At 67.0% G+C, this 19,161-nt stretch carries 13 protein-coding genes; all 13 read right to left on the bottom strand.

All coding sequences use genetic code 11. The features are described 5' to 3' along the window. Window positions 1-94: 94 nt before the first annotated feature. The gene (locus IEZ09_RS11840; protein ID WP_189253678.1) at window positions 95-3,991 is read right to left on the bottom strand and encodes a DNA-directed RNA polymerase subunit beta'; all 3,897 of its coding nucleotides are present in this window, start codon (window positions 3,989-3,991) and stop codon (window positions 95-97) included. A gap of 103 nt (window positions 3,992-4,094) precedes the next feature. Then, the gene (gene rpoB / locus IEZ09_RS11835; RefSeq protein WP_189253677.1) at window positions 4,095-7,580 is read right to left on the bottom strand and encodes a DNA-directed RNA polymerase subunit beta; all 3,486 of its coding nucleotides are present in this window, start codon (window positions 7,578-7,580) and stop codon (window positions 4,095-4,097) included. Window positions 7,581-8,089: 509 nt separating this feature from the next. Beyond that, on the bottom strand, window positions 8,090-8,893 hold the full coding sequence (locus tag IEZ09_RS11830; RefSeq protein WP_189253676.1) for a hypothetical protein: 804 nt from the start codon (window positions 8,891-8,893) through the stop codon (window positions 8,090-8,092). A 14-nt stretch (window positions 8,894-8,907) separates the two neighbouring features. Further along, window positions 8,908-9,408: an Rv1363c family protein gene (locus IEZ09_RS11825; RefSeq protein ID WP_189253675.1), complete on the bottom strand. Its 501-nt coding sequence runs from the start codon at window positions 9,406-9,408 to the stop codon at window positions 8,908-8,910. Beyond that, a complete protein-coding gene (locus tag IEZ09_RS11820) occupies window positions 9,408-10,637 on the bottom strand; it encodes an MCE family protein (protein WP_189253674.1) in 1,230 nt (409 codons plus the stop codon). The genes IEZ09_RS11825 and IEZ09_RS11820 overlap by 1 nt, the downstream gene beginning before the upstream one ends. After that, complete coding sequence (locus IEZ09_RS11815; protein WP_189253673.1) at window positions 10,634-11,770, bottom strand: MCE family protein; 1,137 nt, start codon at window positions 11,768-11,770, stop codon at window positions 10,634-10,636. Before IEZ09_RS11815 ends, IEZ09_RS11820 begins: the two co-directional genes overlap by 4 nt. After that, entirely contained in the window at window positions 11,767-12,933 is a 1,167-nt protein-coding gene (locus tag IEZ09_RS11810; RefSeq protein ID WP_189253672.1) for an MCE family protein, read from the bottom strand. Before IEZ09_RS11810 ends, IEZ09_RS11815 begins: the two co-directional genes overlap by 4 nt. Then, the gene (locus IEZ09_RS11805) at window positions 12,930-13,931 is read right to left on the bottom strand and encodes an MCE family protein (protein ID WP_189253671.1); all 1,002 of its coding nucleotides are present in this window, start codon (window positions 13,929-13,931) and stop codon (window positions 12,930-12,932) included. The genes IEZ09_RS11810 and IEZ09_RS11805 overlap by 4 nt, the downstream gene beginning before the upstream one ends. Next, window positions 13,928-14,959 carry an MCE family protein gene (locus IEZ09_RS11800; protein WP_189253670.1) on the bottom strand — a complete coding sequence of 344 codons (1,032 nt, stop codon included), beginning with the start codon at window positions 14,957-14,959 and terminating at the stop codon, window positions 13,928-13,930. Before IEZ09_RS11800 ends, IEZ09_RS11805 begins: the two co-directional genes overlap by 4 nt. Further along, window positions 14,956-16,272, bottom strand: a complete 1,317-nt coding sequence (locus tag IEZ09_RS11795; protein WP_189253669.1) for an MCE family protein — start codon at window positions 16,270-16,272, stop codon at window positions 14,956-14,958. The genes IEZ09_RS11800 and IEZ09_RS11795 overlap by 4 nt, the downstream gene beginning before the upstream one ends. After that, entirely contained in the window at window positions 16,269-17,078 is an 810-nt protein-coding gene (locus IEZ09_RS11790; RefSeq protein WP_189253668.1) for an MlaE family ABC transporter permease, read from the bottom strand. The genes IEZ09_RS11795 and IEZ09_RS11790 overlap by 4 nt, the downstream gene beginning before the upstream one ends. Beyond that, the gene (locus IEZ09_RS11785) at window positions 17,078-17,863 is read right to left on the bottom strand and encodes an MlaE family ABC transporter permease (RefSeq protein ID WP_189253667.1); all 786 of its coding nucleotides are present in this window, start codon (window positions 17,861-17,863) and stop codon (window positions 17,078-17,080) included. The genes IEZ09_RS11790 and IEZ09_RS11785 overlap by 1 nt, the downstream gene beginning before the upstream one ends. Further along, on the bottom strand, window positions 17,860-18,918 hold the full coding sequence (locus tag IEZ09_RS11780; protein WP_189253666.1) for an ABC transporter ATP-binding protein: 1,059 nt from the start codon (window positions 18,916-18,918) through the stop codon (window positions 17,860-17,862). Before IEZ09_RS11780 ends, IEZ09_RS11785 begins: the two co-directional genes overlap by 4 nt. Window positions 18,919-19,161: the final 243 nt, after the last annotated feature.

The following is a 19,161-nucleotide window of genomic DNA, read 5'->3' as shown; positions in this document are numbered from 1 at the left end:
TAAGCTCCTGGCCCAAGCCAGTTGATCAGTTGTGTTGCGACGACCCCTAGAACTCGCCCAAACGCTTCCAGGGGCCGTTCCTCACACCAAACGACTACCGGTAGTCGCGACCGAAGTCGTAGTCGTCCAACGGCACCGCAGCGCCAGTCCCAGTCCCGAAGACGTCCGGCGTGTAGTACCCGTCGTCGTACGAGGGGATCGCGTACGCGGCCGCACGCGCCTCCTCGGTCGGCTGGACCTGGATGTTGCGGTAGCGGTTGATGCCCGTACCAGCCGGGATCAACTTACCGATGATCACGTTCTCCTTCAGACCGATGAGCTTGTCCGAACGCCCGTTGATGGCGGCGTCGGTCAGCACACGAGTGGTCTCCTGGAACGACGCCGCGGACAGCCACGAGTCGGTGGCCAGCGAGGCCTTCGTGATACCCATCAGCACCGGACGACCGGCGGCCGGCTCGCCGCCCTCGGCGACGACGGCGCGGTTGCCCGACTCGAAGTCAGCGCGCTCGACCAGCGAGCCCGGCAGGAACTCGGTCGCGCCGGAGTCGATGATCGTGACCCGGCGGAGCATCTGCCGGACGATGACCTCGATGTGCTTGTCGTGGATGGCCACACCCTGGGCGCGGTACACCTTCTGCACTTCCTGCACCAGGTGCAGCTGGGCCTCGCGCGGGCCCATGACGCGCAGGACCTCGTGCGGGTCCGGGGTACCTTCCAGCAGCTGCTGGCCGACGGCCACGTGGTCGCCGTCCTGCAGCGGGCCCGTCGCCGTGTTGGCGAGACGCTGACGCTTGGACAGCTTCTCGAACACGATCTCCTCGGAGCCGTCGTCCGGGATCAGCGTGATCTTCCAGAAGCGGTCGCCGTCCTCGATGCGGACGCGGCCGTCGACGTCGGCGATCGGCGCCTTGCCCTTCGGGACGCGGGCCTCGAAGAGCTCCTGGACACGGGGCAGACCGGTCGTGATGTCGTCACCGGCCACACCACCCTGGTGGAACGTACGCATCGTCAGCTGCGTACCGGGCTCACCGATCGACTGGGCGGCGACGATGCCGACGGCCTCGCCGACGTCGACCAGCTTGCCGGTCGCCATCGAGCGGCCGTAGCAGGACGCGCACACACCGACGGCCGACTCGCAGGTCAGCACCGAGCGCACCTTCACGCGGAGGATGCCGGCCTCGACCAGCGACTGCATCGCCGGGTCGCCGAGGTCGTCGCCGCGGTTCAGGATCAGGTTGCCCTGCGCGTCGTGGATGTCGTCCGCGACCGTGCGGGCGTAGACCGACGTCTGCGCGAACTCGTGCAGGACGACCTTGTCGCCCACCTGCTCGCCGACGGTCATGTTCACGCCGCGCGTGGTGCCGCAGTCGACCTCGCGGATGATGACGTCCTGCGAGACGTCCACCAGACGACGGGTCAGGTAACCCGAGTCGGCGGTGCGGAGCGCGGTGTCGGCGAGACCCTTGCGGGCACCGTGCGTCGCGATGAAGTACTCCAGCACCGACAAGCCCTCGCGGAACGAGTTCTTGATCGGGCGCGGGATGTACTCACCCTTCGGGTTGGTCACGAGACCACGCATACCCGCGAGCGAACGGACCTGCGTCATGTTGCCGGCGGCGCCGGACTGGACGATGACGCGGATCGAGTTGTCCTCGGGGAAGTTGTCTTCCATGATCTCGTGGACCTGCTCGGTGGCCTTGGTCCACACCTTGACCAGCTCGGAGTTGCGCTCCTCGTGGGAGAGCTGACCGCGCTGGTAGCGCTTCTCCACCGCGTCCGCGAGGCGCTCGTGCTCCTCGAGGATGTCCTGCTTCGCGGCGGGCACGAGGACGTCCGAGATCGCGACGGTCACGCCGGAACGGGTGGCCCAGTAGAAACCGGCGTCCTTCAGCTTGTCCAGCGTCCGGGCGACGGTGACCATCGGGTACCGCTCAGCGAGGTCGTTGATGATCACGGCCTGCCGCTTCTTGGGCATGACCTCGTTGATGAAGGCGTAGTCCTGCGGCAGGATCTCGTTGAACAGCACGCGACCCAGCGTGGTCTCCGCGAGCCACGGCTGACCGGGCTCCCAGCCCTCCGGCTCCTGGCCCTTCGGCGGGTTCTTGTCCGTGATCCGGATCTTCACCATCGCCTGCAGGCCCAGGACCTTGCGGTCGAACGCCATCAGGGCCTCGGCCGGGGACGAGAACGAGTGGCCCTCGCCGATGTCGCCGGCCTTGTGACGGGTCAGGTGGTACAGGCCCGTCACCATGTCCAGACGCGGCATGGCCAGCGGCTTGCCGGACGCCGGGGACAGGATGTTGTTCGACGACAGCATCAGCACGCGGGCCTCGGCCTGCGCCTCGGCCGACAGCGGCAGGTGAACAGCCATCTGGTCACCGTCGAAGTCGGCGTTGAACGCCTCACAGACCAGCGGGTGCAGCTGGATGGCCTTGCCCTCGACCAGCTGCGGCTCGAAGGCCTGGATGCCGAGGCGGTGCAGCGTAGGAGCACGGTTGAGCAGCACCGGGTGCTCGGTGATGACCTCTTCCAGCACGTCCCACACGGCCGGGCGCGCACGCTCGACCATCCGCTTGGCGGACTTGATGTTCTGCGCGTGGTTGAGGTCCACGAGCCGCTTCATCACGAACGGCTTGAAGAGCTCCAGCGCCATCTGCTTGGGCAGACCGCACTGGTGCAGCTTGAGCTGCGGGCCGACCACGATGACCGAACGGCCGGAGTAGTCGACGCGCTTGCCGAGCAGGTTCTGGCGGAACCGGCCCTGCTTGCCCTTCAGCAGGTCGGACAGGGACTTCAGCGGGCGGTTACCGGGACCGGTGACCGGACGGCCGCGGCGGCCGTTGTCGAACAGCGCGTCGACGGCCTCCTGCAGCATCCGCTTCTCGTTGTTGACGATGATCTCGGGCGCGCCGAGGTCGATCAGTCGCTTGAGGCGGTTGTTGCGGTTGATGACGCGGCGGTACAGGTCGTTCAGGTCGGAGGTCGCGAAGCGGCCACCGTCGAGCTGCACCATCGGGCGCAGGTCCGGCGGGATGACCGGAACGCAGTCCAGCACCATGCCCTGCGGGTTGTTGCGGGTCGCCTGGAACGCGGCGACGACCTTCAGCCGCTTGAGCGCGCGCAGCTTCTTCTGGCCCTTGCCGCTGCGGATCGTCTCGCGCAGGACCTCGGCCTCGGCGTCGACGTCGTAGTCACCCAGCAGCTTCTGGATGGCCTCGGCGCCCATGGCACCGGTGAAGTAGTCGCCGTAGCGGTCGTACAGCTCGCGGTAGAGCAGCTCGTCCGCGATGAGCTGACCCTTCTCCAGCTTGGTGAAGGTGCTCCAGATCTCGTCGAGCCGGTCCAGCTCGCGCTGGGCGCGGTCGCGGAGCTGGCGCATCTCGCGCTCGCCGCCCTCCTTGACCTTGCGGCGGACGTCGGACTTGGCGCCCTCCGCCTCCAGCTCGGCCAGGTCGGCTTCCAGCTTCTGAGCACGCGCCTCGACGTCCGCGTCACGGCGGTTCTCGACGCGCTTGCGCTCGACCTGCATCTCGCTCTCGAGCGTCGGCAGGTCGTTGTGGCGCAGCTCGGTGTTCACGCCCACGATGACGTAGGCGGCGAAGTAGATGATCTTCTCGAGGTCCTTGGGGGCCAGGTCGAGCAGGTAGCCCAACCGGCTGGGAACGCCCTTGAAGTACCAGATGTGCGTGACCGGAGCGGCGAGCTCGATGTGGCCCATGCGCTCACGACGCACCTTCGCACGGGTCACCTCGACGCCGCAGCGCTCACAGATGATGCCCTTGAAGCGCACGCGCTTGTACTTGCCGCAGTAGCACTCCCAGTCCCTGGTGGGACCGAAGATCTTCTCGCAGAACAAGCCGTCCTTCTCGGGCTTGAGCGTGCGGTAGTTGATGGTCTCGGGCTTCTTGACCTCGCCGTAGGACCACTGGCGGATGTCGTCCGCGGTCGCGAGACCGATGCGGAGCTCATCGAAGAAGTTGACGTCGAGCACGTCTACTCTCTTCCCCTTTTTAGATCGGTGGCAGCTGGAGCTGGTCGGAAAGGTCAGGGAGCGCTACGCGGGAGGCATTGCGCTCCCTGACCAGGCGAGGTGACTAGTTGACGACGTCGTCCACGGAGGGCGACTCGGACCGCGACAGGTTGATGCCGAGGTTCGCGGCCGCGCGCTCCAGGTCCTCGTCGTCGCCGTCGCGCATCTCGATCGCGGCACCGTCCGAAGACAGGACCTCGACGTTGAGGCACAGCGACTGCAGCTCCTTGAGCAGCACCTTGAAGGACTCCGGGATACCGGGTTCCGGGATGTTCTCGCCCTTGACGATGGCCTCGTAGACCTTCACGCGACCGAGCACGTCGTCGGACTTGATGGTGAGCAGCTCCTGCAGGGTGTACGCGGCGCCGTACGCCTGCATCGCCCAGCACTCCATCTCACCGAAGCGCTGACCACCGAACTGCGCCTTACCACCCAGCGGCTGCTGCGTGATCATCGAGTACGGGCCGGTCGAACGCGCGTGGATCTTGTCGTCGACCAGGTGCAGCAGCTTGAGGATGTACATGTAGCCGACCGACACCGGGAACGGGTACGGCTCGCCGGAGCGACCGTCGAAGAGCTGAGCCTTGCCGTTCTCCTTGACCATCCGCACACCGTCGCGGTTCGGGATGGTCGAGCCCAGCAGACCCGTGATCTCCTCTTCCTTCGCGCCGTCGAACACCGGCGTCGCCGTCCGGGTGTTCGGCTCGACGTCGTACAGCTCCTCGGGCAGGTTCTTCGCCCAGTCCGGGTCGCCGTTGATGCTCCAGCCCTGCTTGGCGATCCACCCGAGGTGGGTCTCCAGCACCTGGCCGATGTTCATACGACGCGGCACACCGTGCGTGTTCAGGATGATGTCGACCGGCGTGCCGTCCTCGAGGAACGGCATGTCCTCGACGGGGAGGATCTTGCCGATGACGCCCTTGTTGCCGTGGCGGCCGGCGAGCTTGTCACCGTCCTGGATCTTGCGCTTCTGGGCCACGTAGACGCGGACGAGCTCGTTGACGCCCGGAGGCAGCTCGTCGTCGTCCTCACGCGAGAAGACGCGGATGCCGATGACCTTGCCGTACTCACCGTGCGGCACCTTGAGCGAGGTGTCGCGGACCTCGCGCGCCTTCTCACCGAAGATCGCGCGGAGCAGGCGCTCCTCGGGGGTCAGCTCGGTCTCACCCTTGGGCGTGACCTTGCCGACGAGGATGTCGCCAGGCTGCACCTCGGCACCGATGCGGATGATGCCGCGCTCGTCGAGGTCGGCGAGAACCTCCTCGGAGACGTTCGGGATGTCCCGCGTGATCTCCTCGGCACCCAGCTTCGTGTCGCGGGCGTCGATCTCGTGCTCCTCGATGTGGATCGAGGTCAGAACGTCGTCCTGCACGAGGCGCTGCGACAGGATGATCGCGTCCTCGTAGTTGTGGCCTTCCCACGGCATGATCGCCACGAGCAGGTTCTTGCCGAGCGCCATCTCACCGTTCTCGGTGCACGGCCCGTCGGCCAGGACCTGACCCGCCTCGACCCGGTCGCCCTCGTTGACGATGGGCTTCTGGTTGATGCAGGTGCCCTGGTTCGAGCGACGGAACTTGTGCAGCGCGTAGGTGTTGCGCGCACCGTCGTCGGCCATGACGGTGATGTAGTCGGCGGAGACCTCCTCGACCACACCCGTCTTCTTCGCGACGACGACGTCACCGGCGTCGACGGCGGCGCGCAGCTCCATGCCGGTGCCGACCAGCGGCGACTCGGAACGCAGCAGCGGCACGGCCTGACGCTGCATGTTCGCACCCATCAGGGCGCGGTTCGCGTCGTCGTGCTCGAGGAACGGGATCATGGCGGTCGCGGCCGACACCATCTGGCGCGGCGAGACGTCCATGTAGTCGACGTCCATCGGGTCGATGAACTCGACCTCGCCGCCCTTCTTGCGGACCAGGACGCGGTCGTCGGTGAAGTTGCCCTCTTCGTCGGTCGGCGAGTTGGCCTGCGCCTTGACGAAGCGGTCTTCCTCGTCCGCGGTCAGGTAGTCGATCTGGTCGGTGACCCGGCCGTCGACGACCTTGCGGTACGGCGTCTCGATGAAGCCGAACGGGTTGACCCGCGCGTACGACGAGAGCGAACCGATCAGACCGATGTTCGGGCCTTCCGGCGTCTCGATCGGGCACATGCGGCCGTAGTGCGACGGGTGGACGTCGCGGACCTCCATGCCGGCGCGCTCACGGGAGAGACCACCGGGACCCAGCGCCGACAGGCGGCGCTTGTGGGTCAGACCCGCGAGCGGGTTGGTCTGGTCCATGAACTGCGACAGCTGCGAGGTGCCGAAGAACTCCTTGATCGCCGCCACGACGGGACGGATGTTGATCAGGGTCTGCGGCGTGATGGCCTCGACGTCCTGCGTGGTCATGCGCTCGCGGACGACGCGCTCCATGCGGGACAGACCGACGCGGATCTGGTTCTGGATCAGCTCACCGACGGTGCGCAGGCGGCGGTTGCCGAAGTGGTCGATGTCGTCGACCTCGACGGGAACCTCGGTGCCGTTGGCGCCGTCCATCTGCGTCTCACCCGCGTGCAGGCGGACGAGGTACTCGATCGTCGTGACGATGTCGTCCTCGGTCAGCACGCCGGTGTTGATGTCGGTGTCCAGACCCAGCTTCTTGTTGACCTTGTAGCGGCCAACCTTGGCGAGGTCGTAGCGCTTGTCCTTGAAGAACAGGTTCTCCAGCAGGGCCTGCGCGGACTCCTTCGTCGGCGGCTCGCCGGGACGCAGCTTGCGGTAGATGTCGAGCAACGCCTCGTCGGTACCCGCGGTGTGGTCCTTCTCGAGCGTGGTCAGCAACGTCTCGCTGAACGCGAACCGCTCGCGGATCTGCTCGGTGCTCCAGCCCAGAGCCTTCAGCAGCACCGTCACCGGCTGGCGACGCTTGCGGTCGATGCGGACACCCACGGTGTCGCGCTTGTCGACGTCGAACTCCAGCCAGGCACCCCGGGACGGGATGATCTTGACGCTGAAGACGTCCTTGTCCGTCGTCTTGTCGACCGCGGTGTCGTAGTAGACACCTGGCGAACGCACGAGCTGCGAGACAACCACGCGCTCGGTGCCGTTGATGATGAACGTGCCCTTGTCCGTCATCATCGGGAAGTCACCCATGAACACCGTCTGGCTCTTGATCTCACCAGTGGTGTGGTTGGTGAACTCCGCCGTGACGAACAGCGGTGCCGCGTACGTCATGTCCTTGTCCTTGCACTCTTCGGTCGAGGCCTTGACCTCGTCGAAGCGCGGGTCGGAGAAGGACAGTGACATGGAGCCGGAGAAGTCCTCGATCGGAGAGATCTCGTTGAGAACCTCTTCGAGACCACTGGTCGGGGTCTCGTCACCGGCGTCGACGCGGCGCTGGAACCACGCCTCATCGCCGGTGAGCCATTCGAAGGACTGGATCTGCAGGTCGAGCAGGTTGGGCGTCGAGAGCGGCTCGTGAATCTTTGCGAACGAGACGCGCTTCGGCGCTCCAGGGATCCCCGACGTGGAGTTGGTCGCAGCAGTGGCCTTGGTCGCGCGAGAGATCGCCAAGATGCGTCCTTCCAGGGACAGGTAGCTGGCTAGAGCGAACTAGCACGGCTGTCAAGGGTGCGGCGATGCCCGACTAATCCACGCTCTCGGCGAAGGGCAAGCGGAAAATGGGCAGCGCAAAGGGGCAGTCTAGCCACGCGCACGGCGACTGTCGAGAGGCACCTGGAAGGACCCTCCTCTTGCTCACCGACAGAGTGACCCTGCATGAGCGTGCAGTCAAGATGTGGACAGTCGATCCACCCTGTGGATGGAGCGACATTTACCGTAAGTCACCCATTTGACCTGCACAAACACGCGTGCAGCCGATTTGGTGGGAAGTTGGCGGCTTCGAGCGGACTTACAGAGCGCCACGAGAATTGTGTGACCGAGATCACGCGTGTCGGGGCTGGCGGAGAGGGTTTCGCGGGTGCATTCAGGGGGTGCCTGAGGGTTGTTGATCTTAGGGCACCGACGAACTGGCGCCGACACCGGCCCGACCCAAACGACCAGCGCCGCGCCCCGCGTTGCGGTCAGCAGTTCTGCAGCTGCTGGTTCTGCTCGGCGGTGGCGCCGAACATCTCCATGTTGTCGATCTTCCACCGGCCGCCGTCGTCGACCGCGCTCACGCGGAGCATGGCGGTGCCGCCGCCCGACTGGTTGTCGGTGGTGCGGGTGGTGACCTGGTCGGCGAAGACCAGGACGGTGGCGTGGCCGTCCTTCAGGGACGACACGGCGGAGGAGACGACTCGGACGGTCACGACCAGCTTCTGCTGGGGGGCGACCTGCTTCACCGGGCCGAACACGGCGTTGTACTGGCACAGCGCCTTGCCGGTCAGCAGCTCGCGGGCCGCCTTCTCGGTGGATTCGACGTCGGCGAAGTTGTAGGAGAACGACTTCTCCACGGCCTCGCGGACCTGGCCGTTCACCGCCGAGGTGGTCGCGGAGTCGACCAGGGCGGCGTCGTAGGTCACCGAGCGGGACTTGAGCAGGAAGAACGTGCCCAGGCCGCCCAGCAGCACCGCGACCACGAGCAGCGCGACCGGGAGCAACCAGGTGGGCCGCGACGTGGGCTCGGCGTCCGAGGACTCCGAGGACTCAGAAGGCTTCGAGGGCTCCGCGGCCTTCGGGGCCGGCTTCGGCTGCTTCGTGGCCGGAGGCGTCCACTCGACCGCCGTCGGGGCCTTGAGCTCCTCCTCCGCCTCTTCCGTCACCTCCGGAGCGACAGCCTCGACAGCGGGCTCGTCGGACGTCGAAGAGCGCCTGTGCAGGCCGGCCACCTTCGGGCGGCCACCGGCCGGCGGCGTGGGGATGGGGCGGCGGCGGGATGGGGGCACGAGCGCTCGTCCAATCAGACGCCCGCCCGCAGCGGACCCAGCTGGCTCAGCTTCCAGCCGTCGTCGGTGCGGGTGAGCTTGGTCAGGTACCGGTTGATCTTGGTGACCTTCTGGCCGTTGTCGGGGGTCACCGTGCTCTCGACGACGGCGATCATCGTCGCGGTGCCGGCGCGGTCGTCCAGCTCGGTGATGGCCGAGTCGAGGACCTTGGACGTCGTCGCGGACTTGGCGTCGACCAGCTGCTTCTTGCGCGAGTCCTTGTCCTTGTCGATCTCGGCGCGCAGTTCGCCGGTGGACGAGTTGAGCCAGCGCTGCAGGTCCTCGTCGACCTTGCGGTAGTCCAGCGTCAGGAAGTTCGTGATGCCCACCTGGCCGGAGCGCAGGGCCTCGTCGCGGGTCGCGGCGAACTCCGACTCCGACGAGTGCGACGCCGAGTACCAGGCCACGCCGAAGTACGCGGCGTAGCCGAACGTCAGCACCGCGAGGACCACGGCGACCACCGTGAAGATCCGCACTACTTCTTCTCCTCTGGCAAACCCAGCAGCTGGCCCAGCGACGTCAGCAGCGGCAGCTCCGGCGCGGACTGCTGCCCGGTCGGCTCCTGGCCCGGCTGCGTCGTCGCGTTGCCGACCGGTGTCGTCGGCGTTCCACCGTACGGAGCATTCTGCGAGCCTCGCACCGAGGTCGCACTACCGCGCGCGAGAGCGCAGTACGCCTGGGTGTTCAGCGGCGCCGCAGACGTGTCGTTACCAGGGCGGATGGTCGTGCCCTCGTAGCCGACGGTGCAGGGCATGGGGTCGAACACGTTCAGTGCGAGGCCGAAGTGCGCGGTCCCGTCGCCCGGCGCCACGGTGAAGCCACCGCCGACGGCGATGGGGTACGTCACCGCAATCTGCTCCAAACCGTCACGCCTGGTCACGAGGATGTTCGACGTGGTCAGCAGGTTCGCGAACACCACGCCGAGGTTCGGACCGCTCTCCTTCAGCAGCGCCGACACCTGCTCGGACGCCGGCGGCACCGCCACGATCAACCGGCGCAGGTCGCCGTCGGACGCCTTGAGCTGCTCCGCGATCAACCTCAGGTCACCGCTGAACGACCGGATGGCTCCACCGGAAGCGGCCTGCGTGGACAGCACGATCTTGCCGTCCTTCAGCAGCTGGGTCGTCTGCGGCAGGTGCTCGCGAGCAGCCGCGGTGAACGCCGAGGTGTTGTCGATCAGCACCTGCAGGTCGCCGCCCGTGCCGCTGAACGCGGTGTGCAGCTCGTCGACGACGGTCTTCAGCGAGTCCGTCGGCACCGACGACGCGAACGCGTCCAGGTTCGACAGCAGGCCGTCGACCGGAGGCGGCGTCTTCGTGGCCGAGCGCGGGATGACCGACCCCGCCTCCAGGTACGGGCCGCCGTCGCTCTTCGGCCGCAGGTCCACGAACTGCTCACCGACGGCCGACCGGTTCGCCACCACGGCCTCGGTCGACGCGGGCACCGGCGGTGCGTCCGCGTCCAGCTCCAGGTCGACCTCGATGCCCTCTGAGGTCAGCCGCAGTTGCCCGACCCGGCCGATCGTCACGCCGCGGTAGGTGACCTCGGCGTTGGTGAAGATGCCACCCGAGTCGGCGAGCTGCATCGTCACGACCTTCGACGACGACCGGAACAGCCCGACGTAGTTGGCGCTCACGTACGAGATGCCCAGCAGCGCGACCAGCACGAACGCCGCGATCTTGAACTTGGTGCCCCGCGTGATCACTTGCGACCACCTCCCAGCAGGCCGCCGAGCAGGTCGCCCAGCCCGGACCCGGTGCCCTGCCCGAGGTTCGGCAGCGGGATGTTCGGCATCGGCAACGGCGTGCCCTGGCTCGGCAGCAACCCGTCGAGCGGCGACTGCCGCGACCGGCTCAGGTTGTCGAGCACCGTGCCGAGGTTGAGATCCAGGTCGATGAACGCGTTCGAGTAGTCGCCCTTGACGCCGTCAACGGCCTCGTCCGGGAACGGGTAGGTCAACAGCAGCTCGAACGCCTTGGGCAGGTTCTGCCCGGACTCGACGAGCTTCGTCAGCGTCGGCTGCAGCGCCTTCAGGTCGGCCACGATGTCGTCCCGGCTCTTGTTCACCGTGTCCGTCGCGACGTCGGAGAGCTTGTCCAGCGACTGCAGCAGCGTCACGAGCTGCGTGCGCTGCTCCGCGATCACCCGCAGCCCCGGCTCGAGGTCCGTCAGCGCCACCGCGATCTTCTCCCGCTGCTGCGCCAGCGTTCCGGCGAGGCGGTTGATCGAGTCGAGCGCGCGGACGATCTCCGCCTTGTGCTTGTCGAGCTCCCCGACGAACGTGTTCAGGTTGCCGAGCAGCGAGCGGATCTCCTGCTCGTTGCCCTCCAACGCCGCGTTGAGCTCCTTGGTGATGTTCTGCAGCTGGGCAACACCACCACCGTTGAGCAGCATCGACAGCGCGCCGAAGACCTCTTCGACCTCGGGGTTGCGGTTCGTCTTGGTCAGCGGGATCACCGCGTTGTCCGCCAGCTTTCCGCTGGCGTCCTTGGGCTTACCCAGCTCGACGAACTTCTCGCCCAGCAACGCCGACTGCCGCAGGTTCGCGAACGCGTTCGCGGGCAGCTGCACGTCACCGTTGACCAGCATGGTGACCTCGGCGGTCCAGCCGTCGGGTGCCAGGTCGATCTTCTCGACCCGTCCGACGGGCACGTCGTTGACCTTCACGCCGGCCTGCGGCACGAGGTCCAGCACGTCCTTGAACTGCGCCTTGACCCGGTACGGGTGGTCACCGACGTCGGCACCGCCGGGCAGCGGCATGTTGTAGACGCCGTCGAACCCGCCGGAACCGCACCCGGCCAGCACCAGAGCGGACAACACGATCGCGAGCTTCCTCATCGCGGCACCCCCGCGGCCGGGAGGGGCAGCGGCAGCTTGCCCGCGTTCAGGTCGGAGATCGCCTGGGCCGGAGTCGGCAGCGGCACCGCGCCGGTCAGGATCGGCTCCAGCTGCTTGCACGTCTGCGCGAGCACCTGCGGCACGTTGTTCGGCGTCGCCTGCTGCACCAGCTTGCAGATCAACACGATCGGCGGCTGGTTCAGCTCGTTGATGTTCGCGCGGGTGTCGAGCGTGCCGGACGCCGCGTTGTAGGAGTTCTGCAGGTTGCCCAGCGCGAGCGGCGCGACGTCGAGCGTCTCCGCCAGCGCGGCCCGCTGGTTCACCAGCACCTGCGTGATCGAGGCCAGCTTGTCCACATTGGACTTCAGCACCTCGCGGTTGTCCTTGATGAAGCCCTGCACCTGCTGCAGCGCGGTCGCGAGCTCGTTCAGCGCGGCACCGAGGTCACCGCGCTCGTCGGCGAGCATCTTCGACACGTCGGCGAGCTGCTTGTTGAAGTCCCGCACCTGGCTGTCGTTCGCGGCCAGCATCGCGGTGAACTTCTGCAGGTTGTCGACGGTCGCGAACAAGTCCTCTTTGGACCCCGACAGCGTCCGCGTGGCCTGGCCGAGGTTCTTCAACGTGTCGTTGAGCGCCTGGCCGTTGCCCTCGAGGTTCTTCGCCGCCGCGTTCAGCAGGTCCGCCAGCGCCCCGTCGGCGTTCGCGCCGTTGGGACCCAACGCGGTCGTGAGCTTGTCCAACGACTGGTAGAGGTCGTCCAGCTCGACCGGCGTCGCGGTGCGCTCGCGCGGGATCACGGCGTCGTCGCCCATCGTCGGCCCACCGGTGTAGGCGGGCGCGAGCTGCACGTACCGGTCGCTGACCACGCTCGGCGCGACGACGACGGCCTGCGCGTTCTCCGGGACCCGCACCGAGCGGTCGACAGTGAAGACGACCCTGACCGTCTTGCCCTCCGGCACGACCTCGTCGATGGTGCCGACCTTCACGCCCAGCACCCGCACGTCACCGCCTGGGTAGACGCCGACGGCCGCGGCGAAGTGCGCGGTGACCCTGCGCCCGTTCATGCCGGCGAAGACCCACCACATCGCGGCAGTCACGACCAGCGCGAGCACGCACGCGATCGCGATGAACCGCCCGATCCTGCTGTTCGCCGCCGTTGTCATCGCTGCACCCCCGGAGGCAGGCAGCCTTCCTCGTTGAACCCGACGACGCCGAGGTTCACCGAGGGCGGCAGCAGACCGCAGATGTAGGTGTCGAACCAGCGCCCGTTGCCCAGGGTGTTCGCGAACACCCGGTAGAACGGCGCCATCAGCGCGAGGCTGCGGTCGAGGTTGTCCTGGTTGCGCTGCAGGATCGTGGTGACCCTGCCGAGCTGCTCCAGTGCGGGCTTGAGCTGGTTCTGGTTGTCCTGCACCAGACCGCTGAGCTCCCGCGACAGGTCACGCGTGCCGGTCAGCAACGAGCTGATCGCCTCCCGCCGCTTGCGCAGCTCGCCGAGCAGCAGGTTGCCGTCGGACAGCAGCTTCTCGAACTCGGAGTTGCGGTCGGCCAGCGTCTTGGTGAGCTGCCTCGTGTTGTCGAGCAGCTTGGCGAGCTGCTCGTCGCGCGAGGAGATCGTCTTGGACAGCGCGGACAGGCCGTCCAGCGCGCCCCGCACGTGCTCCGGCGAGTTCTTGAAGGTGTCCGACAAGACCGTGAAGCTGTCCGCGAGCTGCTTGGTGTCGATCTGGCCGACGGTCGTCGCGAGCCCGTTGAACGCCTCGTTCACGTCGTACGGCGCGAGAGTGCGTTCCTTCGGGATCGGGTTGCCCGGCGACAACGGCTGCGAGCCCTGCGGGTCGAGCGCCAGGAACTTCTGGCCCAGCAACGTCTTGATGCGGATCATCGCGGTCGTCCTGTCGCCCACCCAGGCGTCCTTGACCTTGAACGTCACCCGCACGCGGTCGCCGTTCAGCTTCACCTTGGTGACCTTGCCGACCTTCACGCCTGCGACGCGGACCTCGTTGCCCGGCACCAGCCCGGCTGCCTCGCTGAAGTCCGCGGCGTAGCTCGTGCCACCGCCGACGATCGGCAGGTCGTCGGAGTAGAACGCGGCCAGCAACAGCAGGGCGATGACCGTGAGGCTGATCGCGCCGGTCCTGATCGGGTTGCGCTGTTTCATCGGCGGCACCTCTGCTGTGTCACCGGCAACGCAGTGATCGGAACCGGGTTGTTGATGACCGGCGGCACCGCGACCTGGCCGGTGCCCTCGCACAGGAAGAAGTTGAACCACGAGCCGTAAGTGGCGGTCCTCGTGATCGTCTCCAGCTTGTTCGGCAGCCGCTGCAACATGCCGTCGACGAGCTGTTCGTTGTCCGCCAGCGTCTGCGAGACGAGGCCGAGCTGCGCGATGTCGTTCTTCAACGGCGCGCGGCCCTGCTCCAGCAGTCCCGCGGTGGCGTTGGTCAGGTCGCCGAGCGCGGTGATCGCGTCACCGATCGGCTGGCGGTCCTGCGCGAGCCCGGAGACGAGCTGCTGCAACGTGACCACGAGGTGGTTGAAGTCCTCGTCGCGCGAGTTCACCGTGTCGAGCGCGGTGTTGAGGTTGTCGACGACCTCGCCGATCACCTTGTCCTTGCTCGCCAGCGTGCTGGTCAGCGAGGCCGTGTGCTTCAGCAGGCTGTCGATCGTGCTGCCTTCTCCCTGCAGCACCTGGATGATCTCGAACGACAGCTTGTTCACGTCCTCCGGCGACAGCGCCTGGAAGAGCGGCTTGAAGCCGTTGAACAGCACGGTGAGGTCCAGCGCGGGCTTGGTGCGCTCCAACGGGATCGTGCCGCCCTCCGGCAGCACGGCCTTGGTGTCACCGGTACCGGGTTCGAGCGCGATGTACCGCTGTCCCACCAGGTTGCGGTACTTGATCGTCGCGATGACCGACGCGGGCAGCTTGCGGTCGCCGTCGATCGAGAAGTCGACCTCGGCGGTCTTGCGGTCGACGACCTTGATCTCGTCGACCTGCCCGACGCGCACACCGGCGATGCGGATGTCGTCGCCCTCGTTGAGCGCGGTGACGTCGGTGAACCGCGCCTTGTAGCCCGTGGCACCGGCCAGGTTCACGTTGGCGATGGTCACCGCGAGCAGCGTCGTGGCGAGGATCGTGACCACCGCGAAGGTGATCAGCTTGAGCAGCGGGGCGAGCACTCCCCTCACTTGACCGTCACCTCCGTCCCCCTGACGAGCGGTCCGAGCAGCAGGCTCGACCAGCTGGGCATGTCACGCGGGTCCATGCCGAGCTGCGGCCCGTAGAGCGCCGCGATCAACCTGGCTTCCTCCGGCGAGTTGGCGAGCCTGAGCACGTCCTGCGCCGACGACGTGGAGACGTTGCCGGCGTTGGCGGGCGGCAGGATGCCGTCGTGGGCCACGCGGGCGGGCGGCGGCGAGCTGGAGCCGTCCTGCACCGGGCCCTCCGGCGGGTACTGCGGGAACGGGTTCGGCCGCGGCACGAGGTCGTAGCAGCGGGGACCGCGCTTGTCCTTGTACTCGGGCTCGTCGAGGTTCGGCTTGTACTTGCCGCGGTTCTGCGTGATCTCCAGCGTGATGTGCAGACCGGGCTCGTTGGTGCCCGCGCCGAACGCCTTGCTGATGATCGGCTCGAACTCCGCGAGCCCCTTGAGCAGGCACGGGTACTCGGGCGCGTACTTGGCCAGCAGCTCGAGCGTCGGGCGGCTGGTGTCGGCGAGCGCGATGATGTTGTTCTTGTTGACCGTCACGAAGCTGGTGACGTCCTGCGACGTGGTGGTCAGCGACCCGTACAGCGCCAGGAGGTTGTCGCGCTGCTCCACGACGGTCTTGGTCGTCGTGGTCATGTCGTTGAGGGCCTGCAGCAGGTCCGGCGCGGCGTCGGCGTAAACGTTCGACACGTCCGCGAGCTTGGAGATGTTCTCCTTCAGCGCGGGCAGCTGCGGGTTGAGCTCACCGAGGTAGGAGTCGAGCGACACCAGCGTCTCGCCGAGCGGCTTGCCCCGGCCGTCCAGCGCCTGCGACAGCGCGGTCAGCGTGGTGGCGAGCTTCTCCGGCTGGATCGACTGGAGCACCGGCATCAGGTTGTCGAGCACGCGTTCCAGCTCGATCGCGCTGCTGGTCCGGTCCTGCTCGATGACCGCGCCCTCTTTGATCGCCCCGCTCTTCTGCTGCGGCAGCACGAGGTTCACGTACCGCTCACCGAACAGCGTCTTGGGCAGCAGCCGCGCGCTGACGTTGGCCGGGATCTCGTTCACCTTGTCCGGCAACAGCGCGAGCTCCAGCTCGGCGCCGTCCCCGCTGGTGCGGATGGACTTCACCGAACCGACGATCAGGCCGCGCACCTTGACGTCGCTGGCCGTCTGCAGCTGGTTGCCGATGTGGTCGGTCTTGAGCGTGACCTTCACGTACTCGCCGAAGGCGTCCTTGTACAACGCCACCGTGAGCGACAGGAACATGGCGATCGCGAGAAGAAAGGCGATGCCCAGCACGCGTTTCCTCATCCCGCGATCCTCACCGTCGTCGTGGCACCCCAGATCGCGAGGCTCAGGAAGAAGTCGAGCAGCGCCGTCGTGACGATCGCCGTCCGCACCGCGCGGCCGACGGCCACACCGACGCCCGCCGGGCCGCCGCTCGCGCGGTAGCCGTAGTAGCAGTGGGTCATGATGATCACGACAGCGAAGACCAGCACCTTGCCGAACGACCACAGCACGTCGATCGGGGGTAGGAACAGGTTGAAGTAGTGGTCGTACGTACCCGCTGACTGCCCGTAGAACTCCACCGTGATCGTCCGCGCGGCCAGATAGCTCGTGAGCAGGCCGATCACGTACAGCGGGATGATCGCGACGAACCCGGCGATGATCCGCGTGGTGACGAGGAACGGCAGGCTGGGGATGCCCATGACCTCGAGCGCGTCGATCTCCTCTGAGATCCGCATGGCACCGAGCTGCGCCGTGAAGCCGGACCCGACGGTCGCGCTCAGGGCCAGGCCGGCGACGAGCGGCGCGATCTCACGGGTGTTGAAGTAGGCGGACACGAAGCCGGCGAACGCCGACGTGCCGATCTGGTTGAGCGCGGTGAAGCCCTGCAGACCGACGACGGTGCCGGTGAAGACGCTCAGCCCGACCATCACACCGATCGTGCCGCCGATGACCGCGAGCGCGCCGCTGCCGAAGCTGACCTCGGCCAGCAGCCGCATGGTCTCCTTCGAGTACCGCTTGATCGCACGCGGAGTCCACGCCAGCGCCTTGAGGTAGAACGCCAGCTGGTCGCCGAAGCCGTCCAGAGTGGACAGTGCCTTGTTCGCCATCAGCTCCCCTTCGCGGGCACGACCTGCAGGTAGATCGTGGTGAGGACGAAGTTGACGAAGAACAGCAGCAGGAACGTGATGACCACGGCCTGGTTCACCGCGTCACCCACGCCCTTCGGCCCGCCCGCCGGGTTGAGCCCCCGGTACGCCGCGACGATGCCCGCGATGAACCCGAAGATCAGCGCCTTGATCTCGCTGATCCACAGGTCGGGCAGCTGCGCCAGCGCCGAGAAGCTCGCCAGGTAGGCGCCGGGCGTGCCGTCCTGCATGATCACGTTGAAGAAGTAGCCGCCGAGCACACCGACGACGCTGACCATGCCGTTGAGCAGCACGGACACCAGCATCGCGGCGAGAACCCGCGGCACCACGAGACGTTGGATCGGGCTCACGCTGAGGACTTCCATGGCGTCGATCTCTTCGCGGATCTTGCGGCTGCCGAGGTCCGCGCAGATGGCGCTGCCACCCGCTCCGGCGATCAGCAGTGCCGTCACGATCGGGCTGGCCTGCTGGATGATCGCGAGCACGCTGGCCGCACCGGTGAACGACTGCGCACCGATCTGGCGGGTCAGGCTGCCGAGCTGAAGCGCGATGACCGCACCGAACGGGATGGACACGAGCGCCGTCGGCAACACCGTCACGCTGACGATGAACCAGGCCTGCTGAATGAACTCCCGGAGCTGGAACGGCCTGCGGAACGACGCCCTGGTGACGTCGATGCCGAGCTGGCACAGCTTCCCGGTCTCCCGCAGCGCACCGGCACCGGGGAACGTCGTCTGCACGCTCACAGCACACCGCCCTGGCGCGGCCACGGGCTGGGCGTGGTCGGCATCGTCGCGTGGACGTTGTACCGCGCCTGCTCCTCGGGCGTGAGGCTCGCGATGATCCCCTGCTGCGCCTCGTACGGCAGCTTGTGGATGATCGACATGACCCGGTCCTTGCGGCGGCGGACCGCGTCCCGGTACGGCAGCCCCGGTGTCGGCTCCAGCTGCGGCACCACACCCCGCACGTCACCCTCCGGCGACCCGTCGGAGTGCCCGGCGTCCGCGTGCGCCTGCTCGGCGGCCATCGTGGCCTGGTCCTTCTCCTCGGACATGCCGATGGGCCCGAGCCTGCGCCCGTTGAGGAACTGCTCGACCACGGGCTCGTCGCTGGTCAGCAGCACCTCGCGCGGCCCGAACATGACGAGCTCGCGCCGGAACAGCATGCCGAGGTTGTCCGGCACGGTCCGCGCGATGTTGATGTTGTGCGTGACGATGAGGATCGTGGCGTCGATCTGCGCGTTGAGGTCGATCAGCAACTGGCTCAGGTACGCCGTGCGAACCGGATCGAGCCCGGAGTCCGGCTCGTCGCACAGGATGATCTCGGGGTCGAGCACCAGCGCCCGCGCCAGACCAGCGCGCTTGCGCATACCGCCGGAGATCTCACCGGGGAGCTTCTTCTCCGCACCGACGAGACCGACCATCTCCATCTTCTCGAGGACGATCCGCCTGACCTCGGCCTCGGTCTTGCGGGTGTGCTCCCGCAACGGAAACGCGATGTTGTCGTACAGGTTCATCGACCCGAACAGCGCACCGTCCTGGAACAGGACGCCGAACATCTTCCGGATCTCGTAGAGCCGGTGCTCGGAGCACCGCACCAGATCCGTCCCGTTGATGATGATCTTGCCCTGCTCCGGCTTGAGCAGACCGACCAGCGACTTCAGGAACACGCTCTTGCCGGTACCCGATGGCCCGAGCATCACGCTGACCTCACCGGGCGGCAACGTGAGCGTGACGTCCTGCCAGATGGTCTGCTTGCCGAAGGACTTGGTCAGACCCTCGACGACCACCTCGACGCCCATCCGCACCTCCGCACACGCCCAAGACGCCGCGGCGATCGGCGTCACACTGGGGCAACGAGTTCGTTCGCGGCAGGTTACTCACCAGTTGGCCTAATGGCGGTTGCGCTTCGATAACGCCACACAGGGTGACCTCGCAAAACGGTCAGACACGCCTGGACCACTACCCGACAACCGGGAAAATTCGCGTCCAATGTGAATCCGCACACACCCGAGAATCGGGAAGCCGAGCAGTCCTCATGCGGA

Origin of the sequence: Lentzea flava, from assembly GCF_014648475.1 — a bacterium.
Lineage (GTDB): Bacteria > Actinomycetota > Actinomycetes > Mycobacteriales > Pseudonocardiaceae > Lentzea > Lentzea flava.
This window is presented reverse-complemented; position numbering and strand designations above follow the sequence as displayed.